Origin of the sequence: Bradyrhizobium sp. 141 (assembly GCF_023074055.1) — a bacterium.
Taxonomy (GTDB): domain Bacteria; phylum Pseudomonadota; class Alphaproteobacteria; order Rhizobiales; family Xanthobacteraceae; genus Bradyrhizobium.
The window spans coordinates 159,031-179,950 of the sequence record NZ_JADPKR010000045.1; the positions used below are offsets into that span (position 1 = coordinate 159,031).

18 protein-coding genes are annotated in these 20,920 nt (G+C 65.0%); 12 read left to right on the plus strand and 6 right to left on the minus strand.

Annotation, left to right across the window (positions count from 1 at the left end):
- Nucleotides 1-13 precede the first annotated feature (13 nt).
- Together IVA81_RS13035 and IVA81_RS13040 are read left to right on the plus strand one after the other, a co-directional pair.
- The gene (locus tag IVA81_RS13035; protein WP_247317326.1) at nt 14-1,486 is read left to right on the plus strand and encodes a PLP-dependent aminotransferase family protein; all 1,473 of its coding nucleotides are present in this window, start codon (nt 14-16) and stop codon (nt 1,484-1,486) included.
- A 67-nt stretch (nt 1,487-1,553) separates the two neighbouring features.
- Nucleotides 1,554-1,799 (plus strand): DUF6719 family protein, encoded by a 246-nt coding sequence (locus IVA81_RS13040; protein WP_247317854.1) that lies wholly within the window; start codon nt 1,554-1,556, stop codon nt 1,797-1,799.
- A gap of 12 nt (nt 1,800-1,811) precedes the next feature.
- Here IVA81_RS13040 and IVA81_RS13045 read toward each other — a convergent pair whose 3' ends face one another.
- The 3 genes from IVA81_RS13045 to IVA81_RS13055 form a co-directional block, all read right to left on the minus strand.
- A complete protein-coding gene (locus tag IVA81_RS13045; protein WP_247317344.1) occupies nt 1,812-2,174 on the minus strand; it encodes a hypothetical protein in 363 nt (120 codons plus the stop codon).
- Nucleotides 2,175-2,208: 34 nt separating this feature from the next.
- On the minus strand, nt 2,209-2,436 hold the full coding sequence (locus tag IVA81_RS13050) for a hypothetical protein (RefSeq protein WP_247317347.1): 228 nt from the start codon (nt 2,434-2,436) through the stop codon (nt 2,209-2,211).
- A 591-nt stretch (nt 2,437-3,027) separates the two neighbouring features.
- Nucleotides 3,028-3,576 carry a CreA family protein gene (locus tag IVA81_RS13055; RefSeq protein ID WP_247317350.1) on the minus strand — a complete coding sequence of 183 codons (549 nt, stop codon included), beginning with the start codon at nt 3,574-3,576 and terminating at the stop codon, nt 3,028-3,030.
- Nucleotides 3,577-3,784: 208 nt separating this feature from the next.
- On the opposite strand from IVA81_RS13055, the gene IVA81_RS13060 reads away from it, so the two are divergent.
- The 4 genes from IVA81_RS13060 (at nt 3,785) to IVA81_RS13075 (ending at nt 7,786) form a co-directional block, all read left to right on the plus strand.
- Nucleotides 3,785-5,374, plus strand: a complete 1,590-nt coding sequence (locus tag IVA81_RS13060) for a L,D-transpeptidase (protein WP_247317353.1) — start codon at nt 3,785-3,787, stop codon at nt 5,372-5,374.
- 89 nt (nt 5,375-5,463) lie between these two features.
- Complete coding sequence (locus IVA81_RS13065; protein WP_247317355.1) at nt 5,464-6,033, plus strand: glutathione peroxidase; 570 nt, start codon at nt 5,464-5,466, stop codon at nt 6,031-6,033.
- Nucleotides 6,034-6,201: 168 nt separating this feature from the next.
- Complete coding sequence (locus tag IVA81_RS13070) at nt 6,202-7,227, plus strand: polysaccharide deacetylase family protein (protein WP_247317358.1); 1,026 nt, start codon at nt 6,202-6,204, stop codon at nt 7,225-7,227.
- Between the two features lie 7 nt (nt 7,228-7,234).
- The gene (locus IVA81_RS13075; protein WP_247317363.1) at nt 7,235-7,786 is read left to right on the plus strand and encodes a dihydrofolate reductase; all 552 of its coding nucleotides are present in this window, start codon (nt 7,235-7,237) and stop codon (nt 7,784-7,786) included.
- A gap of 3 nt (nt 7,787-7,789) precedes the next feature.
- Here the strand turns inward: IVA81_RS13075 and IVA81_RS13080 are convergent, their stop codons facing one another.
- Both IVA81_RS13080 and IVA81_RS13085 read right to left on the minus strand, forming a co-directional pair.
- Complete coding sequence (locus IVA81_RS13080) at nt 7,790-8,242, minus strand: DoxX family membrane protein (RefSeq protein ID WP_247317366.1); 453 nt, start codon at nt 8,240-8,242, stop codon at nt 7,790-7,792.
- A gap of 302 nt (nt 8,243-8,544) precedes the next feature.
- The gene (locus IVA81_RS13085) at nt 8,545-10,851 is read right to left on the minus strand and encodes an NADP-dependent malic enzyme (protein ID WP_247317379.1); all 2,307 of its coding nucleotides are present in this window, start codon (nt 10,849-10,851) and stop codon (nt 8,545-8,547) included.
- 246 nt (nt 10,852-11,097) lie between these two features.
- Here IVA81_RS13085 and IVA81_RS13090 point away from each other — a divergent pair, with 246 nt between their 5' ends.
- Nucleotides 11,098-13,068: a hypothetical protein gene (locus IVA81_RS13090; protein WP_247317396.1), complete on the plus strand. Its 1,971-nt coding sequence runs from the start codon at nt 11,098-11,100 to the stop codon at nt 13,066-13,068.
- 162 nt (nt 13,069-13,230) lie between these two features.
- Here the strand turns inward: IVA81_RS13090 and aspS are convergent, their stop codons facing one another.
- On the minus strand, nt 13,231-15,003 hold the full coding sequence (gene aspS, locus IVA81_RS13095) for an aspartate--tRNA ligase (RefSeq protein WP_247317412.1): 1,773 nt from the start codon (nt 15,001-15,003) through the stop codon (nt 13,231-13,233).
- Nucleotides 15,004-15,200: 197 nt separating this feature from the next.
- Here aspS and IVA81_RS13100 point away from each other — a divergent pair, with 197 nt between their 5' ends.
- The 5 genes from IVA81_RS13100 (at nt 15,201) to IVA81_RS13120 (ending at nt 20,888) form a co-directional block, all read left to right on the plus strand.
- A complete protein-coding gene (locus IVA81_RS13100) occupies nt 15,201-16,673 on the plus strand; it encodes a protein adenylyltransferase SelO (RefSeq protein WP_247317415.1) in 1,473 nt (490 codons plus the stop codon).
- Nucleotides 16,674-16,876: 203 nt separating this feature from the next.
- Nucleotides 16,877-17,725 (plus strand): phosphodiesterase, encoded by an 849-nt coding sequence (locus tag IVA81_RS13105; protein WP_247317435.1) that lies wholly within the window; start codon nt 16,877-16,879, stop codon nt 17,723-17,725.
- Between the two features lies 1 nt (nt 17,726).
- Nucleotides 17,727-18,677 (plus strand): sugar ABC transporter permease, encoded by a 951-nt coding sequence (locus tag IVA81_RS13110; protein ID WP_247317453.1) that lies wholly within the window; start codon nt 17,727-17,729, stop codon nt 18,675-18,677.
- A complete protein-coding gene (locus IVA81_RS13115; protein ID WP_247317470.1) occupies nt 18,674-19,543 on the plus strand; it encodes a carbohydrate ABC transporter permease in 870 nt (289 codons plus the stop codon). The genes IVA81_RS13110 and IVA81_RS13115 overlap by 4 nt, the downstream gene beginning before the upstream one ends.
- Nucleotides 19,544-19,553: 10 nt before the next feature.
- Nucleotides 19,554-20,888 (plus strand): ABC transporter substrate-binding protein, encoded by a 1,335-nt coding sequence (locus IVA81_RS13120; protein WP_247317486.1) that lies wholly within the window; start codon nt 19,554-19,556, stop codon nt 20,886-20,888.
- The last annotated feature ends 32 nt before the right edge of the window (nt 20,889-20,920 follow it).

A 20,920-nucleotide genomic window follows, 5' to 3' on the forward strand; every position in this document is an offset into this window, starting at 1 on the left:
TAGTTCCAATTCCATGCGAAAAATTCCGACCAATTCGCTCCCCTCCGCGGCCAAGATCGAGCTGCCGCTCGACCTCGCCGGCCCGCACGTCACGCCAGGCGCCTCCGCCGCGCACCGGCTCTATCAGGCGCTGTGCGAGATGATCGTCTCGGGACTCGTCAAGCCCGGCGAGGCGCTGCCGCCGTCACGCACGCTGGCCAGGCAGACCGGCTTTCGGCGCAACGCCGTCGTCACCGCCTATGAGCGCCTGATCGCCGATGGCTTTGCCGAGGCCACCGTCGGCTCCGGAACGTTCGTCGCCGCGCGCATCCCCGCGCGCGCGGCCGAACCGAACAAGCCCCGGGCGGCTGTCGAAACGCCCGGGCAAGGAGCGTTCGCGCTCGGCTGCACGCATGTCGACGAACGCGCGGTGCAGCGATTCCGCGCCTTCGTCGGCCGCCGCATGCGCGCCTTCGGCGCCGAGCACCTTCACTATGGCGATCCGCGCGGCAGCCGCGAGCTGCGCGCGGCAATCGCCGATCATCTGTTGTCGGCGCGCGGGCTGCGCTGCGATCCCGGTCAGATCATGCTGACTTCAGGCACCCTGCACGCGCTGCGCATCGTGTTGAGCGCGATCCTCAAAGCGGGCGACCAGGTCTGGTGCGAGGACCCCGGCTATCCCGCCGCGCGCAAGACTATCGCGCATTGCGGCTACCGCGCCGTGCCCGTCCCCGTCGACGAGCACGGCATGCGGATCGCCAAGGGCCGCGCCGCGGCGCCGTCTGCGCGTGCAGCCTATGTCACGCCGTCGCACCAGTTTCCGCTGGGCGTGCAGATGTCGATGCCGCGGCGGCTTGAGCTTCTGGACTGGGCAAAGCAGGCCGGCGCTTTCGTGCTGGAGGACGACTACGACAGCGAGTTTCGCTATGACGGCGCACCGCTGATGTCGCTCGCCGGCATCGACCGTCTCCAGCGCGTGATCTATCTCGGCACGTTCGCCAAGACACTATTTCCAGGCCTGCGCATCGGCTATTGCGCCCTGCCCGAACGCCTGATCGGGGACGTGACGGCTGCGCGCGCAGCGCTCGACCGCTTCCCCGGCACGCTGATGGAAGGCGCAGTGGCCGACATGCTCAACTCGGGCGCGTTCGCCGCAAACCTCAAGCGCGTGCGAAAGCTCTATCGCGAGGCACGCGATGTGCTCGCCGAAACGCTGGAAGCCGCATCCGATGGCGCGCTATCGGTGCCAGTGCCGTCACAAGGCCTGCATCTCGTCGCCCGGTTCGATCCCGCGGTCGAACTTCCGGTCGCAGCAGAGGCCAAGCAGGCCGCCGGCGCGGAGGGCTGGCTATTGGCCGACACCTATTCGCGCGCGCGCCCTCTGCCCGGCTTCGTGCTGGGATTTTCCGGCCACGCGGTTCCACAGCTCGTGGCCTCTGCCGAACGGCTCGCGCGGGAATCGAAGTCAGCCTTGCGCTTGAAAAGCAGGTCGGTTCGGCGGGCATAAGCAAGCTTCGCTATCAGAATCGCTGACCGCTCCCTACATTGCGTCAGCGATTCCGGGAGCCTTCATGATGTCACTCCGCCACGCGACCTGCCTCTCGCTCCTGATCTCCATCGCGCTTGCCGCGGCGGCGAATGCCGCCACGGTCGGACGCGAGCAGGACATCGTGGATCTGAAGCTCGGCCAGCGCGTGCTGGTGGATGACGGAACCTGCCCTGCCGGCCAGGTCAAGGAAGTGCGCGGCGCAAAGATGACCGACAAGGGCGTCTCGCGCACGAGCTCCTGCGTGGCGCGGCACGGCCCGAAAACAAAATGATGGCCTGAGAAGCTACTTCGCCGGATCGAACATGCACTGCAGGGTTGGCTTGGCGATCTTGGTGAAGGTCGGGCCGATCTCGCCCTGCTTGGAAGCCGGAACCCAGTCGGTCTCGATGGTGGGCACGCCGGTCTCGCTGATGCCGCGCAACAGCGCTTCGCGCAGGTCGCGGTCCTCGACGGCCGCCGCGGCGTGATCGTGCAGGCAGCCGCAGACTGCCTCCGGGTGCTCCCAGCGGCCGATCATGCGCGGCGCGCACTGGCGCACGAACTCGCTGCGGGGATCCGGTAACCTGGTGGGCGCGCGCACCTGCGCCTGAGCGGCATTGATCGTCAGAACAAACACGAACGCAGCGGCGTAAAATCGAACGGTCATGACGGCCTTTATAGGCTGATTTTCTTGTTGTCGATCAGAAGCGCGCGGCAACCACGATCGGCTGCGACGCCGTGACGATGACCGGCGAACCGCTGTACTGGAAGGTGCCGACACCGGGCAGATTGCCGTCCGGCGAACCCGCGAACGAGGAGCCGGCAACCACGAAAGCGAAAGCAAGGATGAAGCTGAGCGCGCGCATGGTCTTGTCTCCGAATTCCGTGGCCGGCGGTGCGCCGTTCGTCGTTGTGAAGCTGATAACCATGGGCGGTTTCGCGCGTGATGCGCCCAAAGCGCAAAATGGTTTCATCTCCGTGAGAATTGTTTCGTCCGGTCCGAGACGACGACACAATTCTCGGAAACTCCCAATCATTTCAGTCTAGTGGCGCCGGAGCTCAAGGTGGCCTGCCAAGTTCCGGCTCCGGTGTGTGAACACATCCGACGCAGCCGCCGTCATGCTCCCGCCTCACCCGCTTCACACGCATTTTACGTTTTCCTGCGAATGGAGCGGCAAACGAAGGCTGGTCCTGTCGAACCGGGGGCACGTCGGCTGCGACCCAAGCCATCGAAACCTGGACGCCCGGATCACCGGGCGCGCTCACTTGAGGGATGGCCATTATGGTGGCGCAAGATCGCGCAACGCCGCGCGAGGCGGACCAACGGACGGACGGCGGAGATCAACGACCCCGTCGCGTCGCCTCAGCCGGCGCAATGTCACTGCAGTCGGGCCGCGGCTTTGAGGCCGCGCCGCAGGCATTCGTGCGGCTGACCGGCTCGCATCTTGTCAAACCGCAGGCCAGCCGCGCCTTTGTCCCTGAGTGAACGCAAGCGCGTCACTGTGTGAAACGCAAAAGCGTCACTGGGTGAAGAACTCGCCGCACTTCTGGACGTTTGCGTCCGCCGGTCCCCACGGCATGACCGGCACGGTCGAGGTCGAGTTCTTCGGCGAGCCCTCGATCAGCCTGTCCGAATAGACCATGTAGACCAGCACGTTGCGCTTGGTGTCGCAGCCGCGCACGATCTGCATCTTCTTGAAGAACAGCGAGCGGCGCTGGCGGAACATGTCGTCGCCCTGCTCCATCTTGTTCTTGAACTTGATCGGGCCGACCTGGCGGCAGGCCAGCGAGATGTCCGAGACCTCCTCGGCAAGGCCGAGCCAGCCCTTGAAGCCGCCCTTCTCCGGCACCGTGAAATGACAGGCGACGCCCTCGACTTCAGGATCGTCGAGGCCATAGGTCGCGAGCTTGTCGTTCGGGCTCATCCATTTGAACACGGTGGAGCGGCGGAAGATCAGATCGGGCTCGTCGGCAGCCCAGGCGGACGCCGCCGGCACAGTCAGGGCCAGGAGGAATAAGACGAGGCCTTTCAAGCGGATGCCGGCAAGACCAGGGAAACGAGATGACATGAAGTTCTCCGGTAACAAGTCCCCGCAATGTAGGAACGCGTCAGCCCGACAGGAAGACGACAGGCAGCCAGAGGCGGCCGCCGTTTACCCCTCTGTGAGGCTTTTTTGTTACGTCTTGGACAAAAGTCGCTGATGGCAGAACCACCCTGGTGGTGAACGCGTATCCCCTTTGCGAGACTAACGTCTGATTTGGATTGTGGATTCGAGGATGAACAGCGTGAACGGGTCGGGTTTTTCTGCCAAGCCGGCGCGGCTTTGGCAGGTCGCCATTTTGACGGCGGCGGGCGCGATCGGCGCGACCAGCCAGGCAGACGCAGCATTCTATTATTGGACGGATTATTCCGACGGATCCTATTACGCCCGGCAGAACCGGCATCCCGAGATACCGCGCCAGAAGCAGAAGCGTGGCGCTGGCGGCAAGAAAGAGGTTGTCGCCGAAAAGCAAGCCGGCGCAAAGCCACAAGGGCCGCTGGTCATCGTCGTCTCGATCGACCGGCAGAAGGTGACGGTCTACGACACCAACGGCGTGTTCGCGGAATCTCCGGTGTCGACAGGCATGAAGGGCCATTCGACGCCGATGGGTGTGTTCAGCGTCATCCAGAAGCACAAGTTCCACCACTCCAACATCTATAGCGGCGCGCCGATGCCGTACATGCAGCGGATCACCTGGTCCGGCGTCGCCATGCACGCCGGCGCGTTGCCAGGCTATCCGGCCTCGCATGGCTGCATCCGCATGCCGATGGCGTTCGCCGTGAAGATGTGGAATTGGACCAGGATGGGCGCGCGCGTCATCGTCGCGCCCGGCGAGATGACGCCGCACAGCTTCTCCCATCCCCTGCTCGCCTCCGTGCGCGTGCCGCCGCAGCCGGCGGCGAGCCTCGAGCCGCAGACCAATGTCGGCGACAAGGCCGACAAGGGCGCCGCGCAGACCAAAGCCGCCGAAACCAAGTCGGTCGAGACCAAGCCCACCGAGACCAAGACGGCCAGCGCCGACAGCGTGCTCGAGCTGCGCGCCTCCGTCGGCCATACCGTGACGTCGGATGTGACCACGGGCAATGCGCCGGCCCACGAGGAAGCCGCTGCCCCGGCCGACAAGGCCAAGACGGCCGACGCAACTGACGGGACCAAGCCGCAGTCGGAAGACAAGCCGGCTAAAGAGGACAAGCCTGCCGACAAGGCCGAGCCGGTCAAGACGGAAGCAGCGGACTCCGCAAAGACGACCGATGCACCGGCACCTGCGCTCGCCGCCTCACCCGACGCGAAGAAGGACGAGAGCCGCGTTGCTGATCCCGCGCCGGCCGCAAAGCCGGAAGCACCCAAGCGGACCGGCCAGATCGCCGTCTTCATCAGCCGCAAGGATTCCAAGCTCTACGTGCGGCAGAATTTTGCACCGCTGTTCGAGGTGCCGGTCACGATCGCCACGAGCGACCGGCCGCTCGGCACGCATATCTTCACCGCCGAGCTCGACAAGACCGATACCAATGCGCTGCGTTGGTCGGTGGTGTCGCTGCCCGTCTCCGCCCGTTCCGCGGCACGCGAGGACGATAGCCGCCTCACGGGCACGGGCCGCCAACGCGGCGCTGCCGTGATCCCCGTTGCCGCCAAGCCCGTGACCGCCAAGCCCGTGGTCACGCCGGACACCCCGGCTGCGGCCCTCGACCGCATCTCGATCCCTGCCGACACCATGGCGAAGATCAACGAGATGCTGACATCAGGTGGCTCCATCATCATCTCCGACCAGGGCATCAACCAGGGCGAGACCGGCGAAGGCACCGACTTCATCGTCCGCCTGTACTAGTCCATCGCCGCGCCAGATAACGCGGTGTTGACGAGGCCGATCGCACCGGCGGAGTAACATGCGCCCGGATCATTTCGGGGGATGCCGTCATGATGAACCGCAGGACCGTGCTCACCATGGCGCTGGCCGGCACGCTGATGCCGGTCACGCGCGCGTTCGCCGATGGCGGCATGAGCCGGATCTCGGCTTATGCCTTCTCCTTCCCCGCTTTATCCGGCGACGATATCCGTCTGGCCGCTTTCACCGGTAAGCCGCTGCTGGTGGTCAACACCGCCTCGCTCTGTGGCTACACGCCGCAATATGCCGGCCTGCAGGAGATCTGGACCGAGTTTCGCGCCCGCGGGCTCACCGTGATCGGCGTCCCGTCGAATGATTTCGGCGGCCAGGAGCCCGGCGGCAGCAGCGAGATCACGCAGACCGCACACCACCAATATGGTGTTACCTTCCCGGTCGCGGCCAAGGCTGTCGTAGCAGGAGCAAAGGCGCATCCCTTCTACAAATGGGCCGCCGAGGCGCGACCGAGGGAAGTTCCGCGCTGGAACTTCCACAAATACCTGATCGGCCGCGACGGCTATATCGCCGACGTCTTTCCGTCCGCGGTCGAACCGGCCGACACGCGGATCAAGACGGCAATTGCCAAGGTGCTGGCCGACAGTTGAGGCGAGTTGCGCCCGATCCGGTTGGGCACAATTCTGGCGGGATGCCAAACAGCCGTTGCAATGGCGATGGCCCACCATCTAGGCTAGGATCGTTTTGGGGCACGATGGGGTTTTGCCGGAGGCGAAAAGCCGCGGCGGAACAACGGGATCAATCTCGAGGACAACACCATGCGCGTGGCGGCAGGACTGATTTTGGCAAGCGCGATATCCCTGGCTATGACCGGCGCTGCGTGGTCGCAGACTCCGGCCGCAAAGCCCGCAGCCGCGACGCAAGCCGCCCCGGCGGCAACACCGGCTGCGGCAACGCCCGCCGCGCCTCCGGCTGCTGCTCCCGCAGCAGCCGCCGCGCCAGCGGGTTTCGTCAATCCGCCCCCACCCAAGCAAGCGCCGCAGCCCGCCCGCGCAGCCTGCAACACGCCGGGCGCGCTCGGTGTCGCCCGCACCGTCGAGATCGACACCACGGGCGGCCCCGGCTTCGGCTTCGAGCATTTCAAGGAGCTCGACTTCCTGCGCGACAAGGAGGTGGTGCTGACCTTCGACGACGGCCCCTGGCCCAAGAACACGCCCGCGGTGCTGAAGGCGCTCGCCGACGAATGCACCACCGGCATCTTCTTCTCCATCGGCAAGCACGCAACCTACGAACCAGAGATCCTGAAGCAGGTCTATGCGGCCGGCCACGCCGTGGGCAGCCACACCTGGTCGCACGCCAATCTCAACAATAAGAAACTCACGGAAGCACAGCGCAAGGAAGAGATCGAGAAGGGCCTGTCCGCGGTGAAGTGGGCGCTCGGCGGCATCTCGCCCTCGCCGTTCTTCCGCTTCCCGGCGCTCCAGCATCCGCCGGAGATGGTCACCTATCTCGGCAACCGCAACATGGCGATCTTCTCCTGCGACATCGACTCCTTCGACTTCAAGGCCTCGAAGCCCGAGAAGGTGGTCGAGACCGTGATGAAGAAGCTCGACACCAAGGGCAAGGGCATCATCCTGATGCACGACTTCCAGAAGCACACCGCGGAGGCTCTGCCCGAGCTGCTCAAGCGCCTGAAGGCGGGCGGCTACAAGGTGGTGGCGATGCGCGCCAAATTCCCGGCATCGTCACTGCCCGAGTACGACCAAGAGCTGCTCAAGGACGCCAAGCTGCCGACCGTGAGCCGGCGCCCCGTCAACTCGGTGGTGACGACCGTTTCCGAATAGACGGCCATTGTCTTTCCGGATCGAAGGCTACGTCATTGTCTCAGCGGACGGCATGCTCGCCGACGCGGGTCACGTCATGCCCGACAGCCTGAAGTTCGACGGCGACAAGCTCTTCTTCGAGCAGGCGCTCGATCGCGCCGCGCTGATCGTGCACGGCCGCAACTCGCATGAGCAGCAGCCGAACTCACCGAAGCGCAAGCGGCTGATCCTGACCCGCAAGATCAAGGCGCTCACCGTTGATCCGGAGATGCCGAACGCGACGCTGTGGAATCCGGAACACGCGAGCTTCGAGGAGGCCTGCGCCTTTGCGGAGGTCGCCTCCGGCATGGTCGCCATCATCGGCGGCCCAGCCGTGTTCGACATGTTCATGGACCGTTACGACACGTTCTGGCTGTCGGAAGCCCCGCATGTGCGCCTGCCCGGCGGCGAAGGCTGTTTCGTCAGCGTGCCCCAGCGGACGCCGCACGAGGTGCTGGCGTCACGCGGGATGAAGCCGGACGCGCCCTACGTACTCGATGCGGCGCATGAGGTGACCGTCACCCCGTGGCGTAGGGCGTAGGCGCTATACGTCCCCGTACGCCGCTTCGGCCGGGCGCGTAGTGCGGCCGTATCCCATGATCATGAACAATGCGCCGATGATCGAGAGGTTCTTGAGCGCGTCGACCACCATCTTCGCGTTGTCGGGCGGCGCCTGGTTCCAGAAGTCATCGAACAGCACGGTCGCAACCGCAACGTAGATGATCAGCAGCATCGCGAAGAAGCGCGCGCCGAAATTCAGCGCGATCATCAGCCCCGCGATGATCTCGAGCCCGCCGACGGCAATCGCCAGCAGTTGCGGCGTGGTCATCGCGGTCGCGGTCTCAACCTGCTTGGCGTAAGGCGCAATCACCTCGTGCACTACGACCTTGGTGGCGATAAAGTCGGCCGTCGCCTGGATGGCAAAGAGCTTGGTCGCGCCGGTGTAGATGAACAGCACGGCGAACAGGATCCGCCCGAAAGTCACGAACGCTGGCATGATCGTCCTCTTGGCAAGCTCAGAGCACGGGGGTGCTCGGCAGGATTATGAAGAGTCGTGCGCCGGTTTACAAACGGGGAAATGGAGAACTGAAAGGAATCCAAAAATTGGCGGCCTCTTACCTTCTCCCCTTGCGGGAGAAGGTGGCTCGCCGCGAAGCGGCGAGACGGATGAGGGGTATCTATCGGCACCGGAACTCGCGAGATCTCGACTCGCGGAAACAACCCCTCATCCGGCGCTTCGCGCCACCTTCTCCCGCAAGGGGAGAAGGATTCAAACCGTCTGCGCGGCTAAAGCTCGCCTCAAGTAAACAACGTCGGCTGCCGCGCCGCGCGCTCCTGCGCTTCCACCACGGCGACGGCCGTCATGTTCAGAATGCCGCGCGCCGTCACGGAGGGCGTCAGAATATGCGCCGGGCGCGCCGGCCCGACCAGGATGGGGCCGACGGGAAGCGCGTCCGCCAGCGACTTGATCATCTGATAGGCGACGTTGGCGGTGTCGAGGGTCGGCATGATCAGGATGTTGGCCTCGCCCTCCAGCTGCGAGTGCGGCAGCACCATCTTCCGCGCAGCAGCGGAGAGCGCGGTGTCGCCCTGCATCTCGCCGTCGGCCTCGATCTCCGGATGCTTGTCCTTCAACAACTGCGTCGCCCGCCGCATCTTGCGCGAGGAATCGGTGTCGTAGCTGCCGAAATCCGAGTGCGAGACGAAGGCGATCTTCGGCTTGATATTGAAGCGCTGGACGTGGACCGCGGCGAGCGATGCGATCTCGGCGAGCTCCTCCGCGCTTGGATTGGGTCGAACCTGCGTGTCGGCGATGAAGAAGGCGCCCTTGCTGGTGATCAGTAGCGCCAGCGCCGCGTAGTCGCTGATTCCAGGCGAGAAGCCGACGATCTCGCGCACATGGCGCAGATGGCTCATGTAGCGGCCCTCGACGCCGCAAAGCATGGCGTCCGCCTCGCCGCGCGTGACCGCGAGCGCGGCGATCACCGTGTTGTTGGTGCGCACCACAGTCCGCGCCGCATCCGGCGTCACGCCGCGGCGGCCGGCGACCTCGACATAGGACTGCACGTAAGAGCGGTAGCGCGGATCATCCTCGGGATTGACGAGGTCGAAATCCTTGCCGGCGCGGATCGAGAGGCCGAAGCGCTTGATGCGCGCCTCCACGACCGAAGGACGGCCGACCAGGATCGGCCGCGCCAGGTTCTCCTCCAGCACCACTTGCGTGGCGCGCAGCACGCGCTCGTCCTCGCCTTCGGCGTAGATCACGCGCACCGGCTGGGTCTTGGCCTTGGCGAACATCGGCTTCATGACGAGGCCGGAGCGGAAGGCGAAGCGCTCGAGCAACGCCGTGTATTCGTCGAAATTGGTGATGGGCCGCGTCGCGACGCCAGATTCCATTGCCGCCTTCGCCACCGCCGGCGCGATGCGCAGGATCAGGCGCGGATCAAAGGGGCTCGGGATCAGCGAACCCGGGCCGAAGCCTTGCATCTCGCCGGTGTCGAAGCCTTGTGCGACGGCATCCGACGGCGCCTCGCGCGCGAGCTGGGCGATGGCCTCGACGGCTGCGTGCTTCATCTCCTCGTTGATGGCGCTGGCGCCGACATCGAGTGCGCCGCGGAAGATGAAGGGAAAGCACAGGACGTTGTTGACCTGGTTCGGATAGTCGGAGCGCCCGGTGCAGATCATGGCATCGGGGCGCACCTTGCGCGCCTCCTCCGGCATGATCTCAGGGGTCGGGTTGGCGAGCGCCATGATCAGCGGCTTGTCGGCCATGGCCTTGGCCATGTCGGGCTTAAGCACGCCCGGGGCCGAGAGGCCGATGAAGATGTCGGCGCCGCCGATGACGTCGCCGAGCGTACGCTTGTCGGTCTTCTGCGCGTAGACCGCCTTCCAGCGGTCCATCGTGGTGTTGCGGCCCTCGTGCACGAGCCCGTCGATGTCACAGACCCAGATGTTCTTGCGCTGCGCGCCCATCGACACCAGGAGATTGAGCGTCGCGATCGCCGCGGCCCCTGCCCCCGACGCCACGATCTTGACGTCCGACAGCTTCTTGCCGTTCAGCCTGAGACCATTGGTGATGGCGGCGGCGACGATGATGGCGGTGCCATGCTGATCGTCATGGAAGACCGGGATCTTCATGCGCTCCTTCAGCTGCGCCTCGATCTCGAAGCATTCCGGTCCGCGGATGTCTTCCAGATTGATGCCGCCGAAGGTCGGCTCGAGCGCGGCCACGGTCTCGACCACGCGGTCGATGGTGTCGGCGGCAATCTCGATGTCGAACACGTCGATGCCGGCGAATTTTTTGAACAGGACCGCCTTGCCCTCCATCACGGGCTTGGAAGCCAGCGGGCCGATATTGCCGAGGCCGAGCACGGCGGTACCGTTGGAGACCACGGCGACCAGATTGGCGCGGGTGGTCAGCGTGGCGGCTTCCGCCGGGTTCTTGGCGATCTCGGTGCAGGCCGCGGCAACGCCCGGAGAATAGGCCAGCGCGAGGTCGCGCTGGTTGGCAAGCGGCTTGCTTGCCTGGATCTCGAGCTTGCCGGGGCGCGGCAGACGGTGATAGGCGAGCGCCGCCTGGTGGAGATCATCAGAATAGGACGACATGCGGTGTCTCGCCTCGCGTTACCGGCCTCAAAATGCACGATCCGGAGCGGCTGTCCAAGCCGACCGTATTTCCGGGTCATGGAAACGGGATGAAGCACGGCGGGCGCCCCGGTGGCAACATCCGATTGCGCGCCCATCAACAGGACGCGCGGTCAAACGCTTGAAAACCATAGCTTTCTCTGGACCGCGCGGCGTTTCGCGAATATGGCAGGTTGCGCGGTGCAAAAGAGCAATCGGAGTAATGGAATGAGGCGAATCCTGATCGGCCTGATCGCACTCCTCGTGCTCGGTGCGGGCGGATGGTTCGGCTTCAACTTCTATGTCCAGCATCGCGCCACCGCCGAAGTCGAGGCCGCGTTTGAACGGATCCGTTCGAGCGGCGGCAAGGCGAGCCATGGCAAGATCGGGTTCGAGCTCGCGACCCGGACGCTGACGATCGAGGATATCGCGATCGCTCCCGGCGAGCCGCCGCAGGCCCAGATCAAGATCGCCGGCATCAAGGGCACCGGCGTTCGCCTGATCGACGATAACAACTTCTCGGCCGACAGCATCGACGTCACGGGTTTCGAAGTCGCGCTGGATCAGGTCGGCGCCGCGAAGCTGAAGGCGTCCTACAAGATCCCGCAACTGACCTTACGTGACTATGCCGGCCCCGTTCACGCCGGCAATGCGCCGACGGGCGACTCCCTGATCGAGCTTTACCGCTATGTGCTCGATCAGTACGCCAGCATCACGGCATCATCAGTCACGGCTCCGACGCTGACGATGACCTTCGATGCGAGCGGCAGCGCCGCCGGCAGCGGCGAGGTCGCCTATTCCGGGCTGGCGATCCAGAATCTGAAGCGCGGCAAGATCGATGCAATGAAGGCGGACCGCGCCGTCTTCACCATCAACATTCCGCAACCGGGCAAGCAGGACAAGCTGACCGGCGACCTCTCCAACATCATCGTCAACGATTTCGACGCCACCGCGATCGCCGCGGCGCTCGATCCGCAGAAGAGCGGCGACGACAGCTACCATCGCGTCTACCGGCAGATCGCGGCCGGGCCCTATGTGCTCAAATCGACGCAAGGCATGCGGATGGAGATCGACGGCATCACCTTCGAGGACATCGCGGTGCAGCCGTCAAAATTCCGGCCGGCCGAGATCGTTGCGCTCATGCCGACGGACCGGTCTGTCGTTCAGACCGCCGCACAATCGCGCGAGATGATGGAGAAGCTCGCCGGATTCTATGAGGGCTTTCGCATCGGCAGGATCGAGATCGGCAAGACATCCATGGGCACGCCGCAGGGGACGGCCAGGATCAATGCCGTCAGATACCGGGAGGGCGAGTTCGCGGTCGAAGGCGTCGATACACCGTCGCCGCAAGGGCAGTTCAAGATGGAGCGCTTCGCGCTGAAATCGTTCAGCGCGGCAAACCTGATGCGCTGGGCGGCAGGGCTCAGCAGCCACGGGCAGCCGCCCTCGCCCGACCAGATGCTGGGCCTATTCCGCGTGCTCGAAGGCGCCGAGATCAAGGGCGTGGTGGCGCCCTACAAGACCACGCGGCAGTTCGTCACCATCGACACGCTCAGCCTGAACTGGGGTCAGTTGGTCGGATCGATCCCGAGCAAGGCCAATCTGGTCGTGAAGATGGTCACGCCCACCGATCCCGCCAATCCGGCGCAGCGGCCGCTGATCATGGCGGGCGTCGACAAGCTCGCGATCAACCTCGATCTCGGCGCGGCCTGGACGGAATCGTCGGGCGCGTTTGAGCTCGCGCCCGCCACCATCGACCTCGGCAATCTCGCCAGGGCGCAGGCGCGCTTCGCACTCGCCAACGTTCCGCGCGGTGTGTTCACGACCGATCCGGTGCAAGCCATGAGCGATGCCGGGAAGATCGAGACCGGCGCAATCGAGCTCTCGTTGCGCGACAGCGGCGCCGTCGATCTCGTCGTGGCGCAGTTTTCCCGCATGCAGAATGTCAGCCGCGATGCCGCCCGCAGCGCCATCGTCGAGATGATCCGCGCGCAGGGCGAGAAGCTCACGGCCTCCCATCTCGATGCCAGGGCCGCGGTCGATGCGCTCGCCGGCTTCGTCGCGACCTCAGGGCAGACGCTGACCATCAAGCTGACCCCGCTCGGCAAGCTGCCGGTGCTTCAGCTCATGGATGTCCTCAACCACGAGCCAATCGTCGCGCTGGCGCAGTTCCGGATCGAGGCGTCGACGGGGTTGTAGAAGCGCGCGCGACAGTCTCGTGTCCCGGACGCGGCGCGGCATGAAATGACGCGACGCAGAGCCGGGACCCAGAAAGCCTGATGTTCGCTGAGACGTGGGCCCCGGCTCTGCAGCGCACCGCTGAAGAAGCGCTGCGCTGCGTCCGGGGCACGGGGCTCGCCCTCACTTCTGCGGCAGGTTGACCCGCACATGCAGCTCGCGGAGCTGCTTCGTGGTGGCGTCCGAGGGCGCGCCCATCAAGAGGTCCATGGCCTGCTGGTTCATCGGGAACAGCGAGATCTCGCGCAGATTGTTGGTGCCGCACAGGAGCATCACGATGCGGTCGACACCCGCCGCCATGCCGCCATGCGGCGGTGCGCCGTACTGGAAGGCACGGTACATGCCGCCGAAGCGGTCGACCACTTCCTGCTCGCCGTAACCTGCGATCTCGAACGCCTTCACCATCGCTTCCGGCACGTGGTTGCGAATGCCGCCCGAGGCGATCTCGTAGCCGTTGCAGGTAATGTCGTACTGGAACGCCTTGATGGTCAGCGGATCCTGGCCCTTCAGCGCGTCGAGGCCGCCCTGCGGCATCGAGAACGGGTTGTGCGAGAAGTCGACCTTCTTGTCGTCCTCATTGTATTCGTACATCGGGAAGTCGACGATCCAGGCGAGCTCGAACCGCTCCTTGTCGGTGAGGTTCAACTCCTCGCCGACCTTGTTGCGGGCCAACCCTGAGAATTTCCAGAACTTGTCGGGATCGCCGGCGACGAAGAAGGCGGCATCACCCTCCTTCACGCCGATCTGCGCACGGATCGCAGCAGTGCGCTCTGGCCCGATGTTGTTCGCGAGGGGACCTGCGCCCTCGCCGCCCTCGCGCCACATGATGTAGCCGAGGCCGGGCTGGCCCTCTCCTTGCGCCCACGAATTCATGCGATCGCAGAACGCGCGGCTGCCGCCGCCCGGTGCCGGGATCGCCCAGACCTGGTTCTTCGGGTCCTCGAGCATACGCGCGAACACCTTGAAGCCGGAGCCGCGGAAATGCTCGGAGACATCCTGCATCTCGATGGGGTTGCGCAGGTCCGGCTTGTCGCTGCCGTATTTGCGCAAGGCTTCCGCGAACGGAATCCGCCGCCAGCCCTTCGTCACGGGCTTGCCTTTGGCGAACTCCTCGAACACGCCGGTGATGACAGGCTCCATCGCCGCGAACACGTCTTCCTGCGTGACAAAACTCATCTCGACGTCGAGCTGGTAGAACTCGCCGGGCAGACGGTCGGCGCGCGGGTCCTCGTCGCGGAAGCAGGGCGCGATCTGGAAGTAGCGGTCGAAGCCCGACATCATCAGCAGCTGCTTGTACTGCTGCGGCGCCTGCGGCAGTGCGTAGAACTTGCCGGGATGGATACGCGAGGGCACCAGGAAGTCGCGCGCGCCTTCCGGCGAGGACGCGGTCAGGATCGGGGTGTTGAATTCGAAGAAGCCCTGCCCCTCCATGCGCCGACGCATCGACTTGATGATCTCGACGCGCGTCATGATGTTCTGGTGCAGTTTTTCGCGACGCAGATCGAGGAAGCGATATTTGAGCCTGATGTCTTCAGGATATTCCTGGTCGCCGAACACCGGCAGCGGCAAATCGCCGGCCGGGCCCAGCACCTCGATCTCGCTGACATAGATCTCGATCTTGCCGGTCGGCAGATCGTCATTGTCGGTGCCTTCGGGGCGGCGGCGGGCCTTGCCGTCCATGCGCACCACGAATTCCGAGCGCAGCTTCTCGGCCAGTGAGAACGCCGGCGAGTCCGGATCGATCACGCACTGGGTCAGGCCGTAATGGTCGCGCAGGTCGATGAACAGCACGCCGCCATGGTCGCGGACGCGATGGACCCAGCCTGACAGGCGGACCGTCTCGCCGATGTTGCTCTCGCGGAGCGCGCCGCATGTATGTGACCGGTAGCGATGCATGGTCGTCCCAAAATCAATGTCTGAGGAAGCGAATCGAACCGCCTTGTCATGGCCGGTCCGAAGTTGCGGCAGGGTTTACCCGACGAGACCGGGGGCGGCAACCAAGGGAACGGCCTGTTTTGGGCCGGAAGCCCCCATTTTTGGCATATCAGAGGCCGAGCCTTTGCCATCGGGCGTTCCAGCCCTATCTTGAGGCCATGACGGTTCATTTCCCCTTCCAGAACTCCTATTCGGCGCTGCCGGACAGCTTCTTTGCCCGCGTCGCGCCGACCCCGGTCGCGGCCCCCCGGCTGATCAAGCTGAACTGGCCGCTGGCGACCCAGCTCGGGCTCGATCCCGATTTGCTGGAGACCCCGGAAGGCGCGGCGATCCTGGCCGGCAAGACGGTTCCCGACGGCGCCGACCCCATCGCCATGGCCTATGCCGGTCACCAGTTCGGGCAGTTCGTGCCGCAGCTTGGCGACGGCCGCGCCATCCTGCTCGGCGAGGTCATCGACAGAGACGGCGTCCGCCGCGATATCCAGCTCAAGGGAAGCGGCCCCACCCCGTTCTCCCGCCGCGGCGACGGCCGCGCCGCGCTCGGTCCGGTGCTCCGCGAATACATCGTCAGCGAGGCCATGTATGCGCTGGGCATCCCGACCACGCGCTCGCTCGCCGCCGTCGTCACCGGCGAACACGTCATCCGCGAGACCGCGCTGCCCGGCGCGGTGCTGACGCGCATCGCCTCCAGTCACATCCGCGTTGGCACCTTCCAGTTCTTCGCGGTCCGGCGCGACACCGAGGCGATCCGCCGGCTCGCCGATCATGTCATCGCCCGTCATTACCAGGACTTGCTTCGTGTCGAGCGGCCCTATCACGCGCTGCTCGCGGCCGTCGTCGCGCGTCAGGCAGAGCTCGTCGCGCGCTGGCTCTTGGTCGGCTTCATCCACGGCGTGATGAACACGGACAACAGCTCCATCTCCGGCGAGACCATCGACTACGGCCCCTGCGCCTTCATGGACGCCTACAATCCCGCGCAGGTGTTTTCCTCGATCGACGAGATGGGCCGCTACGCCTACGCCAACCAGCCGCGCATCGCGCTGTGGAATCTGACAAGGCTCGCCGAATGCCTGCTGCCGCTATTCTCGGACGAACAGGAGAAGGCGGTCGCCGAAGCCCAGGACATTCTCGGCGCCTTCTCGGACGAGTTCAGCGCCGCCTATCAAGCCGGCCTGCGCAAGAAGGTCGGCCTGTTCACGATGCGCGACGGCGACGAGGCCCTGATCCAGGACCTGCTCGATGCCATGGCCAAGAACCAGGCCGACTTCACCCTCACCTTCCGCAAGCTCGGCGATGCCGCGGGCGATGACGCGGCCGACGTGCGCGCCCAGTTCATGGAGCCCGCGGCGTTCGACGAATGGGCCGGCCGCTGGCGCGCGCGCATCGCGCTGGAGCCGCAGACCGCCGCCGAACGGCAAGCCGCCATGCACGCCGTCAATCCCATGTTCATCCCGCGCAACCACCGCGTCGAAGCCGTGATCCAGGCCGCCGTCAACGATGACAATTACGCGCCGTTCGAGGAGCTGGTGAAGGTGCTGGCGAAACCGTTCGAGGACCAGCCGGAGTATGCAGCCTACGCCGATCCGCCGCTGCCCGATCAGCGCGTGTTGCAGACGTTCTGCGGGACGTGAGGCGAGCCGACGGCACCACCATCTCTAATTGACGCAGTGCATGGATGTCGCCTTGCGCGGTCCATCCCTGTTCTGCGGGCGTTGTGGACACGTCCTGTCCATGGGAACCGCTGTCATCAAACTGAAACACACGCGCTCTAACCGCCTGTCAGGGTCGTCTTGCCGGAGGCGTCCATCCTCCAACGGTCCCGACACAGCGCGCCATGCCCTTCAAGTTCATCCACCTCACCGACACGCATCTGGCGAATCCCGGCTTGACGCTCTATGGCCTCGACCCGCGCGCCCGGCTGGACGCTGCAATTGCCGACATCAACCAGCATCAGTCGGACGCCGCCTTCGCGGTCGTGACCGGCGACCTCACCCATTGGGGCGAGCCTGAATCCTACGCCAATTTCGCCGAGGCGATGGCGGCGCTAAGAATCCCGTACATCGCCATGGTTGGCAATCATGACCGCCGCGTCACCTGCCTCGACGCGCTGAAAGCCGCGCCGCGCGATTCCAACGGCTTCGTGCAGGGCACACGGACCACCGAGCACGGCCTGTTCGTCTTCCTGGACACGCTGGACGAGAGCAGCCATGCCGGCGAAATGTGCGCCAAGCGCTTCGGCTGGCTGGCGAGCACGCTCGCCGCCGCGCCCGCCGACCAGCAGTTCGTCGTGTTCATGCACCATCCGCCCTTCCCGGTCGGCGTCCACGCGATGGACGAGATCGGGCTGAAGCAGAGTGCCGAATTCGCCGAGGTGATTGCGCCCTATCGCGCGCGCATCCGCCATCTCTTCTTCGGCCATGTGCACCGGCCGATCTTCGGCAGCTACGGCAAGATTCCCTTCTCCACGCTGCGCGGCACCAACCACCAGGTCTGGTTCGAGCTCGACGCCAACGCGCCGCATTTGGCCAGCCACGAGCCGCCGGCCTATGGCGTCGTGTTGATCGACGACGAGAATCTCGTCGTGCATAGCCACGACTTCCTCGACACCAGTCTGCGCTTCCCCTTCGAGCCACCGGCGGGAATGGACGGCCGCGACTATGTGCTCAAGTTCCCGGCGCGGTGAGATGAGCCTCGCTGAACCCGCGGCTCTCCCGGTCGCGACCTCGGCGGCGCCGCGCCTGGATGTCCTGAAGCGCCTCACCACCCGTTTCAAAGCCTCGTTGCCGGCCTATTTGCTGCTGCTGCCCTCGCTTCTCTTCCTCGTGCTGTTCACCTATGGCGCGATGGGCCGCGTGTTCGTCGATGCGCTCTATCAGCGCGCCACGCCCAAGGCACCGGTCCGATTCGTCGGTCTCGACAATATCGGCGCGGTGCTGGCCGACCCCGCCTTCACCGGCGCCGTCATCAACAATCTCATCTACGCCGTCGGCACCGCGGTCCCGAGCATCGCCCTGGCGCTGCTGTTCGCGCTGGCGCTGTCGCGCACCCACGCTGTCAGCACTGCGCTGCGCGCCGCGCTGTTTTTGCCGGTGCTGATCCCGATGGTCGCGGCCTCCGCGCTGTTCATGTTCATCTTCCTGCCCAATGTCGGCCTGCTCGACTACTACATCGGCCGCCTGCTTCCCGTGCTGCCGAACTGGCTCGGCGACCCCGACATCGCGCTCTATGCGATCATGGTCATCACCATCTGGAAGAACGCCGGCTATTACATGCTGTTCTTCCTCGCCGGCCTTCAGGCCGTGCCCGAGGACGTGATGGAGGCCGCGCATCTCGACGGCGCCGGGCCTTACATGCGCCTGCGCCACATCATCCTGCCGGAGCTCAAGCCCACCTTCCTGTTCGTTACGGTCATCGCAATCCTGAACGCGGTGACGCAGGTCGACCACGTCTTCGTCATGACCCAGGGCGGCCCGTCGAATTCAACCAATCTCGTGCTGTTCTACATCTACCAGCAGGCGGTCGAGCATTACGACATCGGCAAGGCCTCGGCGGCGACGCTGCTGACACTCGCCGCGCTGATGAGCCTCACGGCGCTCTCGTTCCGCACCATGGCCAACCGCGAGGGCGGGGCATGACGCTGTTCAACCGAGTGTTCAGAGACTCCCCGCTCGCCACCCGGGGCGAGATCACGCCAAAGCTCGGCTTCGCGCTGACCGTGCTGCTCGCGATCGTCTGGCTCATCCCCTTCCTGTGGATGGTCGTGGCGACGCTGCGCCCGGCCTCCGACGGCATCAACGCCATGGCGGAGCTGATGCCGAGCCTGAAGCCGACGCTCGACAACGTCAAGGATGCCTGGGAGATCGGCGATTTCCCGCGCTACACAATCAACACCACGATCATCTGCGCCGGCATTTTGCTGGTGCAGTTCGTCACGATCACGCTGGCGGGCTTTGCCTTTGCGCGCCTGAACTTCGTCGGCAAGACGCTGATCTTCTATCTGTTCCTGATGCAGCTGATGCTGGTGCCAGTGCTGCTGATCGTGCCGAACCTCTCGCTGGTGGCGCAGCTCGGCCTCTACGACACGCTCACCGGCGTGATGATGCCGTTCTTCGCCTCCGCCTTCGGCACCTTCCTGATGCGCCAGGCTTTTGAGGCCATTCCGACCGAGCTGGAAGACGCCGCCCTGATCGACGGCGCCAGCCTGCTCCAGCGCATCCGCCACATCTACGTGCCGCTGTCGATGCCGAGCTTCTCGGCCTTCGCCATCATCTCCGTGACCAGCCACTGGAACGATTTCCTGTGGCCGCTGATGGTGATCAATTCGCCGGACAAGCGGCCGCTCACGGTCGGCCTCTCCGTCTTCACCAAGACCGCCGAAGGCACGCAGGCCTGGGGCACCATCGCCGCCGGCACGTTGATGGTGATCGCGCCGCTGCTCGTCACGTTCCTGATCTTCCAGAAGCGCTTCATCAGCTCTTTCGTCACCTCAGGCATCAAATAGGAGATTTCCGATGCTGTTCTCCCGCAGGCTCACGCTGGGCCTCGCCATCGCAGGCACAATGGCAGGCGCCCTCGCCTTTCCGGCTCTCGCCGGCGAAGGCCCGGCCGAGATCGATTTGTTCTTCCCCGTCCCCGTCGACGGCAAGCTCGCCCGCGACATGGGCACCCTGATCAAGGAGTTCAACGAGACCCATCCGGACGTCAAGGCGACCGCGGTCTACACCGGCTCCTATGACGACACGCTGATCAAGACGCGCGCCGCGATCAAGGCCGGCAAGCCGCCGTCCGCCGTGATCATGTCCGCCAACTTCCTGCTCGACATGCAGATCGAGAACGAACTCACCAATCTCGATGCGCTGATCAAGGCCGACGGCACCACCAAGGAGCAGTTCCTCGGTCAGTTCTTCCCGGCCCTGCAAGGCAACGCGGTGATCAACCGCTCGGTCTACGGCGTGCCGTTCCACAATTCGACGCCGCTGCTCTACATCAACGCCGACAAGGCCAAGGAGGCGGGCCTCGATCCGACCAAGCCGCCGCAGACCTGGGCCGAGCTCACCGATTGGGCCAAGAAGCTCACCAAGCGCGAGGGCGACAAGGTGACCCAATGGGGCATCGCGATCCCCTGCGCCTATGACTATTGCGGTTGGATGATGGAAACGCTCACCATGAGCAATGGCGGGCGCTACTATAACGAGGAGTTCGGCGGCGAGGTCTACTACGACACCCCCTCGATGCTCGGCGCGCTCACCTGGTGGAACGACCTCGTCTACAAGCACAAGGTCCACGCACCCGGTGCTACGCCCGGTCCGGCCGTCAGCACCTCCTTCATCTCCGGCAATGCCGCGATGATGATGCTCTCCACGGGCTCGCTCACTTATGTACGCGACAACGCCAAGTTCAACTACAAGGTCGCCTTCATCCCGCGCAACGTCCGCAACGCCGTGCCGATCGGCGGCGCCTCGCTGATCATTCCGGCAGGCCTCGAGGCCGACAAGCAGAAGGCGGCCTGGACGCTGATCAAGTGGATGACTTCGCCCGAAAAGAGCGGCTGGTGGAGCCGCGCCACCGGCTATTTCGCGCCCAACATGGCCGCGTACAAGACGCCTGACATGGTCGACTTCCTGAACAAGAACCCGGATGCCAAGACCGCCGTCGAGCAGCTCGACGTCGCAAAGCCGTGGTTTGCGACCTACAAGACCGTGCCCGTGCGCAAGAACCTCGAGGACGAGGTGATGCTGGTCCTCAACGGCAAGAAGCAGCCGAAGGAAGCCCTCGCCGCCGCCCAGAAGGCCGCCGACGAGACGCTCAAGCCGTACAACGCGGAGACCTCGCTGAAGCTGCCGTAAGGTCGCCGATAACACGCCAACAGCTTCGGCGC

Bases quoted from the DNA above. Each gene is read 5' to 3' on its own strand.
- IVA81_RS13100 (WP_247317415.1), top strand. From the start codon at position 15,201: ATGACGGTTCATTTCCCCTTCCAGAACTCCTATTCGGCGCTGCCGGAC.
- IVA81_RS13120 (WP_247317486.1), top strand. From the start codon at position 19,554: ATGCTGTTCTCCCGCAGGCTCACGCTGGGCCTCGCCATCGCAGGCACA.
- IVA81_RS13085 (WP_247317379.1), bottom strand. From the start codon at position 10,851: ATGTCGTCCTATTCTGATGATCTCCACCAGGCGGCGCTCGCCTATCAC.
- IVA81_RS13105 (WP_247317435.1), top strand. From the start codon at position 16,877: ATGCCCTTCAAGTTCATCCACCTCACCGACACGCATCTGGCGAATCCC.
- IVA81_RS13050 (WP_247317347.1), bottom strand. From the start codon at position 2,436: ATGGTTATCAGCTTCACAACGACGAACGGCGCACCGCCGGCCACGGAA.
- IVA81_RS13070 (WP_247317358.1), top strand. From the start codon at position 6,202: ATGCGCGTGGCGGCAGGACTGATTTTGGCAAGCGCGATATCCCTGGCT.
- aspS (WP_247317412.1), bottom strand. From the start codon at position 15,003: ATGCATCGCTACCGGTCACATACATGCGGCGCGCTCCGCGAGAGCAAC.
- IVA81_RS13090 (WP_247317396.1), top strand. From the start codon at position 11,098: ATGAGGCGAATCCTGATCGGCCTGATCGCACTCCTCGTGCTCGGTGCG.
- IVA81_RS13115 (WP_247317470.1), top strand. From the start codon at position 18,674: ATGACGCTGTTCAACCGAGTGTTCAGAGACTCCCCGCTCGCCACCCGG.
- IVA81_RS13045 (WP_247317344.1), bottom strand. From the start codon at position 2,174: ATGACCGTTCGATTTTACGCCGCTGCGTTCGTGTTTGTTCTGACGATC.
- IVA81_RS13035 (WP_247317326.1), top strand. From the start codon at position 14: ATGCGAAAAATTCCGACCAATTCGCTCCCCTCCGCGGCCAAGATCGAG.
- IVA81_RS13055 (WP_247317350.1), bottom strand. From the start codon at position 3,576: ATGTCATCTCGTTTCCCTGGTCTTGCCGGCATCCGCTTGAAAGGCCTC.
- IVA81_RS13080 (WP_247317366.1), bottom strand. From the start codon at position 8,242: ATGCCAGCGTTCGTGACTTTCGGGCGGATCCTGTTCGCCGTGCTGTTC.
- IVA81_RS13060 (WP_247317353.1), top strand. From the start codon at position 3,785: ATGAACAGCGTGAACGGGTCGGGTTTTTCTGCCAAGCCGGCGCGGCTT.
- IVA81_RS13110 (WP_247317453.1), top strand. From the start codon at position 17,727: ATGAGCCTCGCTGAACCCGCGGCTCTCCCGGTCGCGACCTCGGCGGCG.
- IVA81_RS13040 (WP_247317854.1), top strand. From the start codon at position 1,554: ATGTCACTCCGCCACGCGACCTGCCTCTCGCTCCTGATCTCCATCGCG.
- IVA81_RS13065 (WP_247317355.1), top strand. From the start codon at position 5,464: ATGATGAACCGCAGGACCGTGCTCACCATGGCGCTGGCCGGCACGCTG.